This window comes from Stappia taiwanensis (genome assembly GCF_014635285.1).
Classification (GTDB): Bacteria; Pseudomonadota; Alphaproteobacteria; order Rhizobiales; family Stappiaceae; genus Stappia; species Stappia taiwanensis.
This window is the reverse complement of sequence record NZ_BMCR01000001.1, coordinates 563,466-579,955: the sequence shown is the minus strand read 5'-3', so window position 1 is coordinate 579,955 and position 16,490 is coordinate 563,466. Positions and strand designations below refer to the sequence as shown.

12 protein-coding genes are annotated in these 16,490 nt (G+C 63.4%); 10 read left to right on the top strand and 2 right to left on the bottom strand.

The features are described from left to right. The first annotated feature begins 110 nt into the window (after nucleotides 1-110). Complete coding sequence (locus tag IEV83_RS02585; RefSeq protein WP_181761434.1) at nucleotides 111-2,957, top strand: valine--tRNA ligase; 2,847 nt, start codon at nucleotides 111-113, stop codon at nucleotides 2,955-2,957. Nucleotides 2,958-3,050: 93 nt separating this feature from the next. Then, nucleotides 3,051-3,593: a DUF2155 domain-containing protein gene (locus IEV83_RS02580; protein ID WP_181761433.1), complete on the top strand. Its 543-nt coding sequence runs from the start codon at nucleotides 3,051-3,053 to the stop codon at nucleotides 3,591-3,593. A gap of 64 nt (nucleotides 3,594-3,657) precedes the next feature. Here IEV83_RS02580 and IEV83_RS02575 read toward each other — a convergent pair whose 3' ends face one another. Beyond that, on the bottom strand, nucleotides 3,658-4,554 hold the full coding sequence (locus tag IEV83_RS02575) for an ATP-binding protein (RefSeq protein WP_181761432.1): 897 nt from the start codon (nucleotides 4,552-4,554) through the stop codon (nucleotides 3,658-3,660). Between the two features lie 252 nt (nucleotides 4,555-4,806). Here IEV83_RS02575 and yajC point away from each other — a divergent pair, with 252 nt between their 5' ends. From yajC to IEV83_RS02545, 6 genes are all read left to right on the top strand, one after another. Continuing rightward, nucleotides 4,807-5,142, top strand: coding sequence for a preprotein translocase subunit YajC (gene yajC / locus IEV83_RS02570; protein ID WP_181761431.1), 336 nt, complete (start codon nucleotides 4,807-4,809; stop codon nucleotides 5,140-5,142). Between the two features lie 77 nt (nucleotides 5,143-5,219). Beyond that, nucleotides 5,220-6,830 carry a protein translocase subunit SecD gene (gene secD, locus IEV83_RS20135; protein ID WP_181761430.1) on the top strand — a complete coding sequence of 537 codons (1,611 nt, stop codon included), beginning with the start codon at nucleotides 5,220-5,222 and terminating at the stop codon, nucleotides 6,828-6,830. Nucleotides 6,831-6,848: 18 nt separating this feature from the next. After that, nucleotides 6,849-7,808, top strand: a complete 960-nt coding sequence (gene secF, locus IEV83_RS20130; protein WP_181761429.1) for a protein translocase subunit SecF — start codon at nucleotides 6,849-6,851, stop codon at nucleotides 7,806-7,808. 40 nt (nucleotides 7,809-7,848) lie between these two features. Then, nucleotides 7,849-8,247 (top strand): Mth938-like domain-containing protein, encoded by a 399-nt coding sequence (locus IEV83_RS02555; RefSeq protein WP_181761428.1) that lies wholly within the window; start codon nucleotides 7,849-7,851, stop codon nucleotides 8,245-8,247. A 27-nt stretch (nucleotides 8,248-8,274) separates the two neighbouring features. Beyond that, nucleotides 8,275-9,138, top strand: coding sequence for a phytoene/squalene synthase family protein (locus tag IEV83_RS02550; protein WP_181761427.1), 864 nt, complete (start codon nucleotides 8,275-8,277; stop codon nucleotides 9,136-9,138). A gap of 190 nt (nucleotides 9,139-9,328) precedes the next feature. Beyond that, a complete protein-coding gene (locus IEV83_RS02545) occupies nucleotides 9,329-11,212 on the top strand; it encodes a mechanosensitive ion channel family protein (RefSeq protein ID WP_181761426.1) in 1,884 nt (627 codons plus the stop codon). Nucleotides 11,213-11,307: 95 nt separating this feature from the next. Here the strand turns inward: IEV83_RS02545 and trmFO are convergent, their stop codons facing one another. Continuing rightward, on the bottom strand, nucleotides 11,308-12,717 hold the full coding sequence (trmFO, locus tag IEV83_RS02540) for a methylenetetrahydrofolate--tRNA-(uracil(54)-C(5))-methyltransferase (FADH(2)-oxidizing) TrmFO (protein ID WP_181761409.1): 1,410 nt from the start codon (nucleotides 12,715-12,717) through the stop codon (nucleotides 11,308-11,310). Nucleotides 12,718-12,892: 175 nt separating this feature from the next. Here trmFO and IEV83_RS02535 point away from each other — a divergent pair, with 175 nt between their 5' ends. Together IEV83_RS02535 and IEV83_RS02530 are read left to right on the top strand one after the other, a co-directional pair. Next, nucleotides 12,893-13,522 carry a hypothetical protein gene (locus IEV83_RS02535; protein ID WP_209002941.1) on the top strand — a complete coding sequence of 210 codons (630 nt, stop codon included), beginning with the start codon at nucleotides 12,893-12,895 and terminating at the stop codon, nucleotides 13,520-13,522. A 544-nt stretch (nucleotides 13,523-14,066) separates the two neighbouring features. After that, nucleotides 14,067-16,412: a heavy metal translocating P-type ATPase gene (locus tag IEV83_RS02530; RefSeq protein ID WP_181761316.1), complete on the top strand. Its 2,346-nt coding sequence runs from the start codon at nucleotides 14,067-14,069 to the stop codon at nucleotides 16,410-16,412. The last annotated feature ends 78 nt before the right edge of the window (nucleotides 16,413-16,490 follow it).

Below are 16,490 nucleotides of genomic sequence, written 5' to 3'. Positions count from 1 at the left end.
TTTGCGTTTCAGGGTCGGCGTGCACCGCGGACGAGAATGCTGGTCGCGGTTGACTTGGCGTCGCCCCTCCGATTACCACCCTTGAGACACACACATCCTGAGAAAAATCCATGCTCGACAAGACATATGACGCTGCCGCGGTTGAGCCGCGGATTTCCGAAGCCTGGGACGCGGCCGATGCCTTCAAGGCGGGGGCGGGCGCGGAGCCGGGGGCTGCGTCCTATTCGATCGTCATTCCGCCGCCCAATGTGACCGGCTCGCTGCATATGGGGCATGCCCTGAACAATACGCTTCAGGACATTCTGGTGCGGTTCGAGCGGATGCGCGGGCGCGATGTGCTATGGCAGCCGGGCATGGACCATGCCGGCATCGCCACGCAGATGGTGGTCGAGCGGCAGCTTGCGGAGCGAAAGGAACCGGGACGGCGCGACATGGGGCGCGAGGCCTTCGTCAAGCGTGTCTGGGACTGGAAGGGCGAATCCGGCGGGATGATCCTCAACCAGTTGAAGCGGCTGGGGGCGTCCTGCGATTGGTCGCGTGAGCGCTTCACCATGGATGAAGGCCTGTCGCGGGCGGTTCTCGAGGTGTTCGTCTCACTGTATCGCGAAGGTCTCATCTACAAGGACAAGCGCCTTGTGAACTGGGACCCGAAGCTCTTGACGGCGATTTCCGATCTGGAGGTCGAGCAGGTCGAGATCAAGGGCAATCTATGGCATTTCCGCTATCCGCTGGACGGCGGCGAGACCTTCGAGGCGCCGATCGCCTGGGATGAAGACGGCAAGCCAACGGAGTTCGAAACCCGCGATTACATCACGGTTGCGACGACCCGCCCGGAGACCATGCTTGGTGACACCGCGGTTGCGGTGAACCCGGAAGATCCGCGTTATCGCGGTCTGATCGGCAAGCATGTCATCCTGCCGCTGGTCGGCCGGCGCATTCCCATCGTTGCCGATGACTATGCGGATCCGGAGGCCGGCTCGGGCGCGGTGAAGATCACCCCGGCCCATGATTTCAATGACTTCGAGGTTGGTCGCCGGCATGACCTGCCGATGATCTCCGTGCTGGATCGGGAAGCGCGGGTGGTTCTGGCGGAGAACGAAGTATTCCTCGCCGATGTTCCGCAGAGCGAGGAGCTGCGCGCGACCATCGCCGCCTTCGATGGCTGCGACCGGTTCGATGTGCGCAAGCGTCTGGTTGCGATGATGGAAGAGGCGGGCCGGCTCGATCGCATCGAGGATCATCTGCACATGGTGCCGCATGGCGATCGCGGCGGCGTGCCGATCGAGCCGCTGCTGACCGATCAGTGGTACGTGGATGCCAAGACGCTGGCGCAACCGGCGATTGCCAGCGTGCGCGAGGGTCGTACCAATTTCGTGCCGCCGAGCTGGGACAAGACCTATTACGAGTGGATGGAGAACATCCAGCCCTGGTGCGTCTCGCGCCAGCTCTGGTGGGGTCATCGCATTCCCGCCTGGTACGGGCCGGACGGCAAGATCTTTGTCGAAAAGACCGAGGAAGAGGCCGTGGCAGCGGCCACCGGCCACTATGGCAAGCCGGTCGAGGTGGTCGAGATGGAAGCAGCGCTTGGCCGCTGGGAGGCCGCCGGCGCCGACGGTGAGGCCACCATCGCCCTTTACCGGGACGAGGACGTGCTCGACACCTGGTTCTCTTCCGCGCTGTGGCCGTTCTCCACGCTTGGCTGGCCGGACAAGACGCCGGAGCTTGCCAATTACTATCCGACCAGCGTGCTGGTCACCGGCTTTGACATCATCTTCTTCTGGGTTGCCCGGATGATGATGATGGGCAACCACTACATGAAGACCGAGCCCTTCAACACGGTTTACATCCATGCCCTCGTCCGGGACGAGAAAGGGCAGAAGATGTCCAAGTCCAAGGGCAATGTGATCGATCCCTTGGCACTGGTCGACGAGTACGGCGCGGATGCGTTGCGCTTCACTCTGGCGGCAATGGCGGCCCAGGGGCGGGATATCAAGCTGGCGACGGGCCGGGTCGCGGGCTACCGCAACTTCGTCACCAAGCTGTGGAACGCCGCGCGCTTCGTGGAGATGAACGGCGGGGCGCGGCCGCAAGGCTTCGATCCGGCGACGGTGCGCGAGACCGTCAACCGCTGGATCGTGACGGAGACTGGCCGGTGCATCACCGCTGTGACCGAGGCGCTGGAAGGCTACCGCTTCAACGATGCGGCGGGCGCGGCTTACCGGTTCGTCTGGAACACCTATTGCGACTGGTATCTCGAATTCGCCAAGCCGATCTTCACCGATGGCGATGCGGAAGCACAGGCGGAGACGCGGGCAACCGCGGCCTGGGTTCTGGATGAAATCCTCAAGCTGCTGCATCCGTTCATGCCCTTCATGACTGAGGAGCTGTGGGCACGCACGGTCGAAGGGGAGCCGGAGGCGGCCCGGGCGGCGTTGTTGGTGCACACCCGCTGGCCTGTGTCGTTTGGCGGCGATGCCAAGGCGGCGGCGGAGATCAACTGGCTGGTCGATCTGATTTCGTCGATCCGCTCGATCCGGGCGGAGATGAATGTTCCGGCCGGCGCCAAGGTGCCGCTGGTGATCACCGGGGCGAACGAGAACACGCGGGCTCAGGTGCAGGCGCATGAAGCGCTGATCCTGCGGCTGGCGCGAGCGGAAAACGTGACCTTCGCCGATGCGGCGCCGCGCGGTGCGGTGCAGCTGGTCAGTGGCGAGGCGACCGTGTGTCTGCCGCTTGCCGGGGTCATCGACCTGGAGGCGGAGGCCGCGCGGTTGACCAAGGAGCGCTCGCGTCTCGAAACGGAAATCGCCCGGATCGATAAGAAACTGGGCAATGCCGGTTTCCTTGCCAAGGCGCCGGAAGAAATCGTCGAGGCGGAGAAGGAAAAGCGCTCGGAGTATCTGGTGCTGCGCGAGCGGGTCGAGGATGCACGCCGGCGTCTGGAAGATCTGGCCTGATTTCCTGAAAGCGCCGTTTTTCCGGTATTCAATCAAGACCTTCCGGCCAGAATCATCTGGCCGGAAGGTGAACGGGACAAGGAAATGATGCGAATGCCGCGACCGCTTGTGAAGCGATCCCGCACGCCCCGGTTTCTGATTGCCGGACTCTCGGTGCTGGCTGCCGTTGCGTTGCCTGTGCAGAATGCACGGGCGGAAAGGATCGAGAACCCGGTTGCGGTGTTCTCCGGCCTCGACAAGATCACCGGACGAATCATCACGTTTGACGTCTATGTGGGCGAAACCGTGCAGTTCGGCGCGTTGCAGGTCACGCCGCGCCAATGCAACACCCGCCCGCAGACGGAGACGCCGCAGACGACCGCCTTCGTCGAGGTCGACGAGATCACCCTGAGCAACGAGGTGCGGCGGATTTTCACCGGTTGGATGTTCGCAGCCAGCCCGGGGCTCCATGCGGTCGAGCACGCGGTCTATGACGTGTGGCTCACCGACTGCAAGCAGACCTCCAATGTGGCACCGCCGGAAGGTTACAGCGGTCCGCCGATTCAGGCCGGTGGCGATGCCAACGATCCGCTGGCCGGCACCGCCAAGCCGCTTGGCGACGGCGCGGTGACGCCGCGGCGCAAACCGCCGCAATAAGCGTTCTGTGGATAGGGGCTGGAGGTGACGCGCCCGATGAACGGAGCGTCACCATGCCTTGGTGTCAGCCGAGCCGGCGCTCCAGCCGGCCGGCCAGGTCCTGAATGAACTGGAAGGCGACACGACCGGACCGGCTGCCGCGCGTGGTGGCCCATTCCAGCGCCTCTGCCCGCAAGGTCTCCTCATCCACGCCCAGATCGAAGTGCGCGGCATAGGCCGTCACCATCGCCAGATAGTCATCCTGGCTGCATTTGTGGAAACCGAGCCACAGGCCGAAGCGGTCAGAGAGCGAGACCTTCTCCTCGACCGCCTCGCCGGGATTGATGGCGGTGGAGCGCTCGTTCTCGATCATGTCGCGCGGCAGAAGGTGGCGCCGGTTGGAGGTTGCGTAGAACAGGACGCTCTCCGGCCGACCTTCGATGCCGCCTTCCAGCGCCGCCTTCAGCGATTTGTAGGAGGCATCGTCGCCGTCGAAGCTGAGATCATCGCAGAAGATGATGGCCCGGTGCGGCGCGGCCTTCAGGTGCTTCATCAGCGCCGGCAGGCTTTCGATGTCCTCCCGGTGGATCTCGATCAGCTTCAGCCGCTCCTCGGAGCCACGCGCGGCGAATTGCGCGTTGACGGTGGCATGGGCGGCCTTGACCAGTGAGGACTTGCCCATGCCGCGCGCGCCCCACAGAAGCACGTTGTTGGCGGCGAATCCCTCGGCGAAACGCCGGGTGTTTTCAAGCAGGAGGTCGCGGGCCCGGTCGACACCCTGAAGCAGGTCGATCTCGACCCGGTTGACCCGCTCCACCGGTTCCAGCTCTTCCGGTGAGGGATGCCAGACGAAGGCATCGGCCCTGGTGAAGTCCGGCGTGCGTGGGGCGGGGGGCACTGCGCGCCCGACAAGGTCGAGCAGCATGTCGAGGCGGGCGACGAGGTGCTTGAGTTCAGATGCCTGTTGCTGTGCGCTGTCCATGATGCCGTCGCGATGTTGCCATGTGGAAGGGAAAGACTGAGCAAGGGCCGAGCCCGCGCTCCCGTGTCCTGTAGCACGTTCGCCGGCACACTCGAAAGATGGCGCGGTTCGCCAGTGCGGATCGTCTCCGGTTCGTCTTGCAAACCCGTGTATGGCTTGTATAGTCCGCGCCACTTGAGGTTCAGTTGCCGTGCCGGGGTCTGAGCGCGCGTCGCCGTGCGAATCCATCCCGCTGGCCGAGGAGAATTGAAGATGCTGATTTCGCCTGCCTATGCGCAAGGTGTCGGTGGTGCCGGCACGCAGGAAATGCTGATGTCGATCCTGCCGTTCGTCCTGATTTTCGTGATCATGTACTTTCTGATCATCCGCCCGCAGCGTCAGCGCATGAAGCAGCACCAGGAAATGGTCGCCAATCTGCGCCGCGGCGATACGGTTGTGACGGCCGGCGGCCTGATCGGCAAGATCTCCAAGGTGGTCGACGAGACGGAAGTGCAGATCGAGGTCGCCGAGGGCATGAAGGTGCGCACCGTGCGCAGCATGATCCAGGAAGTCCGCTCCAAGACGGAGCCGGTCAAGGACAACGGCTGACACGCCGCCAAGGATAGACGCTCCCCGCCGCACGCCGCCACTCCGGGCGGCGCGGGGAAACCAGAAACGGCCACGCCATGCTCTACTTTGCACGCTGGAAGATCAGCCTGATCGTCCTCGTCGTCCTCGCCGGGTTGGTAACGACCCTGCCGAACTTTTTCTCCTCGGACACGCTGAAGGCCTGGCCGGACTGGCTGCCCAAGCGCCAGGTCGTGCTTGGCCTCGATCTGCAGGGCGGGGCCTATCTGCTTTATGAGATCGATCGCAAGGACTATGTCGCCAAGCGGCTGAAGACGCTGGTCGGCGATATTCGGCAGACGCTGCGCGATGATCCGCGCATCGGCTATACTGGTCTCGGCGTGCAGGGGAATGGCGCGCAGGTGCGCATTCGCGACCTGGAGCGTTTGGCCGAAGCGGAAAAGCGGCTGGCCGAGTTGAAGAACCCGCTGGTCGCCAATCTCTTCGGCGGGCAGGCGGTCGATGAATTCGACATGACCGTGTCGGAAGACGGGCTGATCCGTTTCGCCTATTCCGAGCAGGGGCTGTCGCAGCGCATCAGTTCGATCGTCCAGCAGTCTATCGAGGTGATCCGTCTGCGTCTTGACGAATTCGGCACCACGGAGCCGAGCATTCAGCGTCAGGGCGAGGACCGCATCCTGGTGGAGGCGCCGGGTGAGGGCGATCCGCAGCGGCTGAAGGAGCTGGTGGGCCAGACCGCGCAGTTGACCTTCCATATGGTCGATCAGTCGATGAGCCCGGAACAGGCGATGCAGTCGCGTCCGCCAGTGGGCTCCGTCGTGACGTATTCCGCCGACGATCCGCCGATTCCCTACCTGCTGGAAGAAGCACCGCTTCTGTCCGGTGAGGACCTCGTCGATGCGCAGGTCTCCTTCGATCAGCGCACCAACGAGCCGGTGGTGAACTTCCGCTTCAACACCTCTGGCGCCCGGACCTTCTCCGTGGTGACCCAGCGCAATGTTGGACGCCCGTTTGCCATCGTGCTCGACAACGAGGTGATTTCCGCTCCGGTGATCCGCGAGCCGATCACCGGCGGTTCGGGGCAGATCTCCGGCAGCTTCACGGTTGAAAGTGCCAATGATTTGGCGGTGCTGCTGCGTGCGGGCGCGTTGCCGGCCAAGCTGACGGTGGTCGAGGAACGCTCCATCGGTCCGGGGCTCGGACAGGATTCGGTCGATGCGGGCCGTATCGCCTCGTTGATCGGCGCGGCGCTGGTGATTGTCTTCATGATCCTGGCTTACGGCCGCTTTGGTGTGATCGCCGATCTGGCGCTGATCGCCAATATCCTGATGATCTTTGGTGCCTTGACCACGCTTCAGGCAACGCTGACCTTGCCGGGCATTGCCGGCATCGTCCTGACCATCGGCATGGCGGTGGACGCCAACGTGCTGATCTTCGAGCGTATTCGCGAGGAAGCGCGCGCCGGTCGGTCGGCCATCAGCGCGATCGACGCCGGGTATTCGCGGGCATTGGGCACCATCCTGGATGCCAATATCACCACGCTGATCGCGGCCCTGATCCTGTTCCAGCTTGGTTCGGGACCGATCCGCGGCTTTGCGGTGACGCTGGCAATCGGTATCTTCACCACCGTGTTTTCCGCCTTTACCTTCTCGCGGCTTCTTGTCGCCCTTTGGGTGCGCTGGCAGCGCCCAAGCCGCTTGCCGATCTGACCGCCGGGGACCCAGGACATGCTACTCAGACTCATCCCGGACAACACCCAGATCCGCTTCATGCGGCTCAGGACCATCTCCTATCCGCTCACCATCGTGCTCATTCTGGCATCGATCGGTCTGTTCTTTTCCGTCGGGCTGAATTTCGGCATCGACTTCAAGGGCGGCACGGTCTTCGAGATGAAGACGATGGAATCGCCGGCGGATATCTCCGGCATCCGCACCCAGCTCGGCACGCTCGATCTGGGCGATGTGCAGGTACAGCAGTTCGGTGCGCCGGATGAAGTGCTGGTGCGGGTGCAGCAGCCCGAAGGCGGGGAGCTGGCACAGCAATCAGTGGTATCGCTGGTTCGCGAGACCTTTGGCGAAAGCGTCGAATTCCGGCGGGTCGAGGTTGTCGGCCCGCGTGTGTCCGGCGAGCTGGCCCAGGCTGGCACCATTGCCGTGGTTGCCTCGCTGCTGGTGATCCTGTTCTACATCTGGTTCCGCTTCGAGTGGCACTTCGCCATCGGCGCGATCGTCACCACGGTGAACGACATCATCATCACTGTCGGCCTGTTCGTGGTGCTGCAGCTGGAGTTTTCCTTGTCGAGTATCGCGGCGGTGTTGACCATCATCGGTTATTCGTTGAACGATACCGTTGTGGTTTATGATCGGATCCGCGAGAACCTTCGGCGCTACAAGAAGATGCCGCTGCCGGAGTTGCTCGACCGCTCGATCAACGAGATGCTGTCGCGCACCGTGATGACTTCGGTCACCACTTTGCTGGCGCTGCTGGCGCTTTACACCTTTGGCGGCGAGGTGATTCGCTCCTTCACGCTGGCGATGATCTTCGGCGTGGTGATCGGCACCTATTCCTCGATCTTCCTGGCCGCGCCGATGCTGATCATACTCAAGCTGCGCCCGTCCGCCGTGACGGGACCGGACAGCGACGCCAGCGATGCATCGGGCGAAGACAACAAGGCTGCCTCGACCTGAGGGCGGCGCGCCGTCGGCGAGGCGACGCCAGGAGACGAATATGGCAAAGCGCGGCGAAGGCATCGTGATCCGCGATGCCCATTTCCCGGGACGGGTTCCGATCGACGCCTATGGTGAAGGCGGGTTCCGTTTCGCGGAAATGTCGCACCGCGGTTCGATCCTCTGCGTTCCAAGTGGGATCTACGGCTGGGATGCGCGGGCGGTCGCCGATATCGATGCCGCCGCGCTGGATCGGGTGTTCCAGGAAGCTGGGGATATCGAGGTGCTGTTGGTCGGCACGGGCGAGACGCTGGTGCCGATCCCGGCGGATCTCAAGGCTGCCCTGCGGGAGGCCGGCATTCGCTCCGATCCGATGTCCACCGGTGCGGCGGTGCGCACTTACAATGTTCTTCTGTCGGAGGACCGTGCCGTTGCCACGGTCCTGCTGGCCGTGGACTGAGGCGCGTGGAGCCCTAGGTGTCGTCCCATGAGCGCTGACCAGACTTCCGGCGACGAGCACTGTCTGGCGCTCGTCCGCCAGCATGATTTTGACCGATACCTGTCGCTGCTGTTCGCTCCCGAGGCCGAGCGAGGTGGGTTGGCGGCGCTTTACGCCTTCAACATGGAGATTGCTCGGGCGCGGGAGATCGTGTCCGATCCGATGCCCGGGGAGATCCGGCTGCAATGGTGGCGCGATGCCTTGCAGGCCTCCGCAGGCGGGGATGTGGATCAGCATCCGGTGGCCGGAGCCATTCGCCGCACCATCGAGACCTATCACCTGCCGCTCGACGCTTTTCTCAATCTGATCGATGCGCGGATCTTCGATCTTTATGACGATCCGATGCCGTGTCTTGGCGATCTGGAAGGCTATGCCGGCGAGACGTCGTCGGCGCTGATCCAGCTTGCCGCGATTGTTCTTTCCAGGGGCGCCGACCCTGATACCGCCGAGATCGCCGGCCACGCGGGGGTTGCCTACGCGCTGACCGGTCTGATGCGGGCCTTACCCTGGCATTCCGCGCGGCGCCAGCTCTATCTGCCTGCCGATCTTCTCGATGCCCATGGGGTCGACCGGGAAACGGTGTTTCGGGGAGAGTGCACCCCGGCGCTGAAGTCCGCCTTGCGGGAGCTCGCCGGAATTGCCCATTCGCACCTTGCCAGAACCCGCGCGCGGATCGATGGGTTGCCTACGGCGGTGGTGCCGGCTTTCCTTCCAGTCTGCCTTGTCGAGCCATTGCTGGAGCGGATGGCGCGCGCGGATTTCGACCTGTTTGCCAATCCGCCGGAGCTGTCGCGCCTGCGTCGGCAGTGGATCTTGTGGCGGTCCTGGCGGCGTGCGGGCAAGCGCGTCTGAGCCTTCACAAGCTCGCACGCAGAACATGCGGCCGGTGTAACCCGCTCTTCAACATTCTGCGCTATTGATCGCTTTACAAATTCGGTTGGAGATTTTTCGGGTGGTGGAAATGAGGAAGCAGGGGCGATCGCTGGCGGCATCATTTGGCGGGATGCTGGCCGCCGGTTGGCTGGCGCTTGGGGCAATTGTCATGCCCAGCCCCCTCGTGCCGGTAGCAAGCGCCGAACAACTGGGGGAAGAGGTCGTTCCGCCGCCTGTGCATGTGGTTGGAACGGCCGATGACTCGTCTCTGGAAGCGGCGGAGCCGGCTGGCACGGTTACCAAGATCGACATCCAAAGCTATTTGCGCGACTATCCGATCGTTCCGCCGGACACCTCGAGCCCGCGCGCTTCACTCGGCAGTTTCCTAGCCATCATGCGCGAGGCCTCAACCATCTGGATGCGGGTGGCCAAGGACTTTCAGGAAAGCAAACAGCCTCGGCTTTCCGAGGAGCAGGAGCGGGATCTCGCGCTTGTCCGGCTACTGATCGCCAAGGCTGCCGGGATCTTCGACCTTGGCGATATTGCCGAGACCGCGCGCGAGAGCGCCAGCATTGAGATCGTTCTGCAGTTTCAGGAAATTCTCGACCGAATTCACCTGCCCAAGCTAAGTACGGTGCCTGGCGAAAGCGCTGGATCGTTCGACTATCACATGAACCGCGACAGCCTTCCGGACCGCTGGACCATTCCCGGAACGGATATCGAATTTGCCGCGACGGAGGGGAAAGGGAGCTACCTCGTTACACGGGAGGCCGTGGAGCGTATCCCCGACGACTATGAACTGATCAAGCAGTTTCCCGCCCGTTCGGACAAGGGGATCGACCTCTACAAATATTATATCTACACCCCCGGCAATCTTGTAGCGCCACGCTGGTACGATGTGATCCTTGCCGGTCCGCCTTGGTTGCGAACGGAGTTCATGTCGCAGACCTACTGGCAGTGGATTGCACTTGCGGCTTTGATTGTGATCTCGGTCACGCTGTTGATGCTGGTCCATCGGTGGAATCGGTGGCGCGCCGTTCCAACCTCAGACTTCCGCCGTCAGGTGCGCCGGCTTCAGTTCCCGCTTCTGTTCATGGCGACGCTTGCCTCGTTCCGCTATTTGGTCGAACAGGAAGTCAACATCACTGGGGATCCGATGGTTGTGATCAGCACCGTAACCACGGTTCTGATGTGGACCACCATGGCATGGCTCCTCTACCAGACTATCGAATTGATCGCGAGCTGGGTGATGAAGAACCCGGCGATGTCCGCCGAAAGCCTGGATTCCAGTCTGTTGCGCACGGCGTTCCGTGCCTTCGGCTTCACGCTGTCAGTGGTCGTCATGGGCTACGGGGCAACGCGGATCGGCATTCCGATCTACGGTGTTATCGCCGGTCTCGGTGTCGGTGGTCTGGCGGTCGCCCTTGCCGCCCAGCCGACCCTGGAGAACCTGATCGGCGGCATCATCCTTTACGCCGACCGCATGGTCCGGGTTGGTGAGTACTGCGAATTCGAGGGGATGTCCGGCACGGTTGAGGCCATCGGCATTCGCTCGACCCGGATCCGCGCGCTCGACCGCTCGCTGATCACGGTGTCGAATTCTGATCTGGCGAAGTTCAAGATCGTCAACATGAGCCGCCGCGACAGGTCTCTGTTCATGCACACGATTGGCCTGCGCTACGAGACCAGCCCGGAGGCACTGGAGCGGATCATCGAGCAGATCCGGGCCTATATGGCGGAGCATCCCAAGGTGCTGGATCAGGTGGTGCTGCGTGTCACCTTCGTGGCCTATGGCAACTATTCTCTGGATGTGAGCATCTACACCCTCATCGGAACCTCTGACCGCAACCAGTTCATGGAAATCCAGCAGGAACTCCTGTTCGAGGTTGGCCGCATTGTCCAGGCCAACGGTTCGGACTTTGCCTTCCCTTCCAATGTGACCTATCTGGGGCGCGATGGCGGGTTGCCGGAGGTCAAGGCCGAAGATCAGCCGCGGCCGGCGGGGGGAGACCTGCCATCGCAGCCGAAGGAGGCCGCCGCCTCGGTGGCCTGATGTCCGGCCGTTTGGGGGGGGGGGCGAAGAACAAAACCCGCCGCGACAGGGGATCGCGGCGGGTTTTTTACGCCGTGCGAGAATGAATGCGGCGTTTATTCCGCCGTGGCGGGCGGCACATGCGCTGTCATCCAGTCGGCGAAATCGGCACGGCCACGCCGGGTCAGCGCGGCTTTCTTGGCCTTGGACTTTTCCTTGCCCTTGTAGCGCCGGCCCTCGGCGTCGGCCTTCGGTGTCTCGATGGGCGGGAACAGGCCGAAGTTGACGTTCATCGGCTGGAAGGATCCGGGGCCGGGTTCGTCGCGCAGGATATGCCCGCCGGTGATGTGACCGAGCAGAGCCCCCATCGCGCTGGTCGGCGGCGGCGGCGGCAGGGTGCGGCCGAGCCGTTCGCTGGCGGCGAACAGGCCGGTGAGGCAGCCGATACTGGCCGATTCCACATAGCCTTCGCAGCCCGTGATCTGGCCGGCAAAGCGCAGGGCGGGACGGGCCTTCAGGCGCAAGGTGCCGTCGAGCAGCTTCGGCGAGTTGAGGAAGGTGTTGCGGTGAAGGCCGCCAAGGCGGGCGAATACCGCGTCTTCAAGGCCGGGGATCATGCGGAAGATCTCAAGCTGCGCCCCGTGCTTCAGCTTGGTCTGGAAGCCGACCATGTTGTAGAGCGTGCCAAGGGCGTTGTCCTGCCGGAGCTGGACCACCGCATAAGGCTTTTCGTCAGGCTTGTGGGCATTGGTCAGGCCCATCGGCTTCATCGGGCCATGACGAAGGGTTTCGCGACCGCGTTCGGCCATCACCTCGATGGGCAGGCAGCCATCGAAATAGGGGGTGTTGGTCTCCCACTCCTTGAAATCGGCCTTGGGGCCTTCGATCAGCGCATCGATGAAGGCATCGTATTGCGCCTTGTCCATCGGGCAGTTGATGTAGTCCTTGCCGGTCCCGCCTGGGCCGACCTTGTCGTAGCGCGACTGGAACCAGGCGGTGTCGAAGTCGATGGAATCGAAATGGATGATCGGCGCGATGGCGTCGAAGAAGGCCAGGGCATCTTCGCCGGTTGCCTGCAATACCGCCTCCGAAAGCGCCGGGGAGGTCAGCGGGCCGGTGGCGATGATGACGCTGTCCCAGTCCTCCGGCGGCAGCGCGGTGATCTCCTCGCGTTCGATGGTGATCAGCGGGTGGGCGGCAAGGGCGGCGCTGACGGCTGCGGCAAAGCCGTCCCGGTCGACTGCGAGCGCACCGCCGGCGGGCACCTGATGGTCGTCGGCGCAGGACATGATCAGCGATCCGGACCGGCGCAACTCGTCGTGCAGCAGCCCCACCGCGTTGTGGTCGGCATCGTCGGACCGGAAGGAATTGGAGCAGACCAGCTCCGCCAGATCCTCGGTCTTGTGCGCGGCCGTGCCCCTTACGGGGCGCATTTCGTGCAGCACCACCGGAATGCCGCGCCGGGCGATTTGCCAGGCAGCTTCCGAACCGGCGAGGCCGCCGCCGATAACATGAACAGGCTGCATCGTCATGAGATCCTTCGCTTTGCGTGGATGAGGGAAGGGGCCATCGCGGCGGGGGAGCGCGGTCGTGATCTGCGCTCCGCCCTGGCGCGTGGCGGTTCTGCGAGGGATGTAGCGCGTCGGCTGGTCAGAGGCAACGAAACAGGAGATAACACCTGAGGAATGATCGAGAGGAAGAATGAGACATCAAGGACGGTCTAGGGCAATGCCGGCGCTGGCGCTGAGCCTGCTTTTCGCCGCCGGGTGCAGCGGCCAGGTGAACGGGCACGCGGGCAGCTGGTACGCAGCGCATGATGGGGTGATGCCGCGCGGCGAAAACCGGATCTATGTGTGCCATGCGTTCGGTTGCGCCCGGAAGACGCCGGTTCAGTTCACGGAAAAGGATCTGCGGACCTTGCGTACCATCTTGGCCAAGGGCAAGACATCGGCACGGGAAGAGCGCAAGGCCATCGCACGGGCGATTGCCTGGTCGGAAAAGCGGATCGGCGCGGAGGTCGGATCAAGCGCCGATATTGGCGGCTATGATTTGCACAACGCCGGGGTGCCCGGGCAAATGGATTGTATCGACGAGGCCACCAACACCACCAGCGTCTTGCTCGTGGCCGCCCGCAATGGCTATCTGCGCCATCATGAGGTGCGCGTGCCGGTGGCGCGCGGTTTCTTCCTCGATGGGCGCTATCCGCATGCCACGGCGGTCGTTGCGGAGCGTCCCGGCGGGGTTGCCTATGCGGTGGATTCCTGGCCAAAAGCCAATGGTGTGCCGCCGGTGATCATGCCTCTGGAGGCGTGGTTCGCGGCCCGAAGCTGACCTCTCCCTGCCCAAGCGGAACACGTTTGTCGCGAAGGCAGATCCCAGTGCCGCCTATTGAAAGAGGCAGGGAGAGGGTGGGAAAGATGTTCGGACGGTTTCGTCGATCATCTTTTCTGTTTTTCGGTCTGAAAAGAAAAAAAGCAAGGCCAGAGGCCTTGCTTTTCAGGTTTCGCGTATCAAACCTTCAAACGTGCAGAGCAGATTTTAATCTGTTACACGGGCTGCTGTCATAACGACGCGCCTGAAGGCGCTTCCTCCCAAGACTCAGACCGCGATGTCCGATTATTTTGGCAAGGGAAGCCTTGCAGCTTTCTTGCTCTCTTATGGGACGGCACATTAGCGCATCGTCGTGCTTTTGTCACCATTTTGTGCAGGTCGCGCTCATTTTTTTTGCGTGCTCCGCCAGGGTGTCAATCCTCCGCACCGGAGCTAATTGACGCACTGTCCATGCCCCTGTTGAAACAGTCATTTTTGGCCACCATTGACCTTCCTGCGGCTGGAAGCCCTACATTGCACGCATCGTGATAGACGGAGCCTGGCGATGGCGCATGAAGGTCAGGGCAAGGGGGATGGGGTGCGCGATCCGGTCTGCGGCATGGTGGTCATGCCAGGACCGGAGGCACCGAGTCTCGATCACGGCGGCGAGCGCCACTACTTCTGCAGTACGTCCTGCCGCGACATGTTCGCGGCCGCTCCCGATGAATACACGGGTGGAGACGGGCAGAAGGCGCCGGCGCCTGCGGGGACCAAATACACCTGTCCGATGCATCCGCAGATCATACGCGATGCGCCCGGCGCTTGCCCCATTTGCGGCATGGCGCTGGAGCCGATGGGTGTTCCCGCAGCGGAGGAAGGGCCAAGCCCGGAGTTGATCGACTTCACCCGGCGGTTCTGGATCAGCGCGGCCTGTGCCTTGCCCCTCCTGGTGTTGGCAATGGCGCCGATGTTCGGCCTGCCGCTCAGGGCATGGATTGGTGAGGGCGTCAGCCTGTGGGTGGAGTTCGCGCTGGCAACGCCGGTGGTTCTCTGGGCCGCCGCGCCGTTCTTCGTCCGGGCGGTGCAGTCGGTGGTCAATCGCAGCCCGAATATGTGGACGCTGATTGGCCTCGGGGTCGGGGCTGCCTATGGCTATAGCGTGGTGGCGATGCTGTTTCCCTTCGCCTTTCCGCCGTCCTTCCGGCTCGAAGGGGGGCATGTGCCGGTCTATTTCGAGGCGGCGGCGGTGATTGTCGCGCTGGTGTTCCTTGGCCAGGTGATGGAGCTGCGCGCCCGCGAGCGCACCGGATCGGCGATCCGCGCGCTGCTCGATCTGGCTCCCAAGACCGCGCGCCGCCTCGGGTCGGACGATCTGGAGGAGGAGGTCCCCCTTGATCTGGTGATTGCCGGCGACCGCTTGCGCGTTCGGCCAGGGGAGGCAATCCCGGTCGATGGCGTGGTGCTGGACGGGCGCTCGTCCGTCGATGAATCCATGCTGACCGGCGAGCCGGTGCCGGTGGAGAAAAGCGCGGGCGACGGGCTCACCGGCGGCACCTTGAACAAGAACGGAACCCTGGTGATGCGGGCCGAGCGGGTCGGGGCGGAGACCATGCTGTCGCGGATTGTCGGCATGGTGGCGAAGGCCCAGCGTTCGCGCGCGCCCATTCAGGGAATGGTCGATCGGGTTTCCGCGTGGTTCGTGCCGGCTGTGGTGCTGGTCGCGGTGATTGCCTTTGCCGTCTGGGCGCTGGTCGGTCCGGATCCGGCGATGATCTTCGCCATCGTCTCGGCAGTGTCGGTCTTGATCATCGCCTGTCCTTGCGCGCTGGGGTTGGCAACGCCCATGTCGATCATGACGGCAACGGGGCGCGGGGCACAGGCCGGCATCCTGATCAAGGATGCCGAAGCGCTGGAGCGCTTCTCCCGGGTGGACACGCTGATTGTCGACAAGACCGGGACCCTGACGGAAGGCAAGCCAAGGCTGACCGATGTCGTTGCCATCGCCGGCGGCAGGGGCGGAGGTGGGGAGGGGCGCGGCGCCGAGAATGACCTTCTGGCTCTCGCCGCGAGCCTCGAACGCGGGTCGGAACATCCTCTGGCCGATGCCATTGTCGACGGCGCACGCGCGCGGGACTTGCAGCTTCAGGCTGTGAGTGAGTTCGACGCGGTGACCGGCAAGGGCGTGACCGGTGTGGTGGCGGGGCGGGTGGCTGCGCTCGGCAATCCGGCCCTGATGACGCAGCTCGGCCTGTCCACCTCAAGTCTGGAGACGGTTGCCGATGACCTGCGCGATGTCGGCAAGACGGCAATGTTCGTTGCCGCCGACGGCCAATTGCTCGGTCTTGTGGCGGTGGCCGATCCGATCAAGGAAACAACGGCGGAAGCGATCGGCAAGCTGCATGCGCTTGGCCTTTTCATCATCATGGCAACCGGCGACAACGAGCGCACGGCCCGCGCGGTCGCGGGCCGGCTTGAGATCAACGATGTGCGTGCTGGCATTCTGCCAGAGGGCAAACAGGCACTGGTGGAGGAGCTGCGGGCAGCGGGGCGCTCCGTTGCCATGGCCGGGGACGGGGTCAATGACGCCCCGGCATTGGCCGGTGCCGATGTGGGGATCGCGATGGGCACCGGCGCTGATGTCGCGGTGGAAAGTGCCGGCCTGACCCTCGTCAAGGGCGATCTCAATGGCATTGTCCGTGCCCGCAAGCTGGCCCGCGCGACGCTCCGCAACATCAGGCAGAATCTCTTTTTTGCGTTTGTCTACAACTCACTGGGCGTCCCGGTTGCTGCCGGTGTTCTCTATCCGCTGTTTGGAACCCTGTTGTCGCCGATGATCGCCGCCGCAGCCATGAGCCTCTCCTCGGTGTCGGTGATCGCCAATGCGTTGCGGTTGCGCAATATCCGGTTGTGATTTTGCGGTGGGCCGTGGTGAAAATCGGGGGCGCAAGGAGGCCGCGATGAAAGCGACTTTTGGAAGTATTGGCGTTTT

Coding starts and splice junctions, on each gene's coding strand:
- yajC (WP_181761431.1), top strand. CDS start 4,807: ATGCTGATTTCGCCTGCCTATGCGCAAGGTGTCGGTGGTGCCGGCACG.
- IEV83_RS02575 (WP_181761432.1), bottom strand. CDS start 4,554: ATGGACAGCGCACAGCAACAGGCATCTGAACTCAAGCACCTCGTCGCC.
- IEV83_RS02580 (WP_181761433.1), top strand. CDS start 3,051: ATGCCGCGACCGCTTGTGAAGCGATCCCGCACGCCCCGGTTTCTGATT.
- IEV83_RS02550 (WP_181761427.1), top strand. CDS start 8,275: ATGAGCGCTGACCAGACTTCCGGCGACGAGCACTGTCTGGCGCTCGTC.
- IEV83_RS02555 (WP_181761428.1), top strand. CDS start 7,849: ATGGCAAAGCGCGGCGAAGGCATCGTGATCCGCGATGCCCATTTCCCG.
- IEV83_RS02585 (WP_181761434.1), top strand. CDS start 111: ATGCTCGACAAGACATATGACGCTGCCGCGGTTGAGCCGCGGATTTCC.
- trmFO (WP_181761409.1), bottom strand. CDS start 12,717: ATGCAGCCTGTTCATGTTATCGGCGGCGGCCTCGCCGGTTCGGAAGCT.
- secD (WP_181761430.1), top strand. CDS start 5,220: ATGCTCTACTTTGCACGCTGGAAGATCAGCCTGATCGTCCTCGTCGTC.
- IEV83_RS02535 (WP_209002941.1), top strand. CDS start 12,893: ATGAGACATCAAGGACGGTCTAGGGCAATGCCGGCGCTGGCGCTGAGC.
- secF (WP_181761429.1), top strand. CDS start 6,849: ATGCTACTCAGACTCATCCCGGACAACACCCAGATCCGCTTCATGCGG.
- IEV83_RS02545 (WP_181761426.1), top strand. CDS start 9,329: ATGCCCAGCCCCCTCGTGCCGGTAGCAAGCGCCGAACAACTGGGGGAA.
- IEV83_RS02530 (WP_181761316.1), top strand. CDS start 14,067: ATGGCGCATGAAGGTCAGGGCAAGGGGGATGGGGTGCGCGATCCGGTC.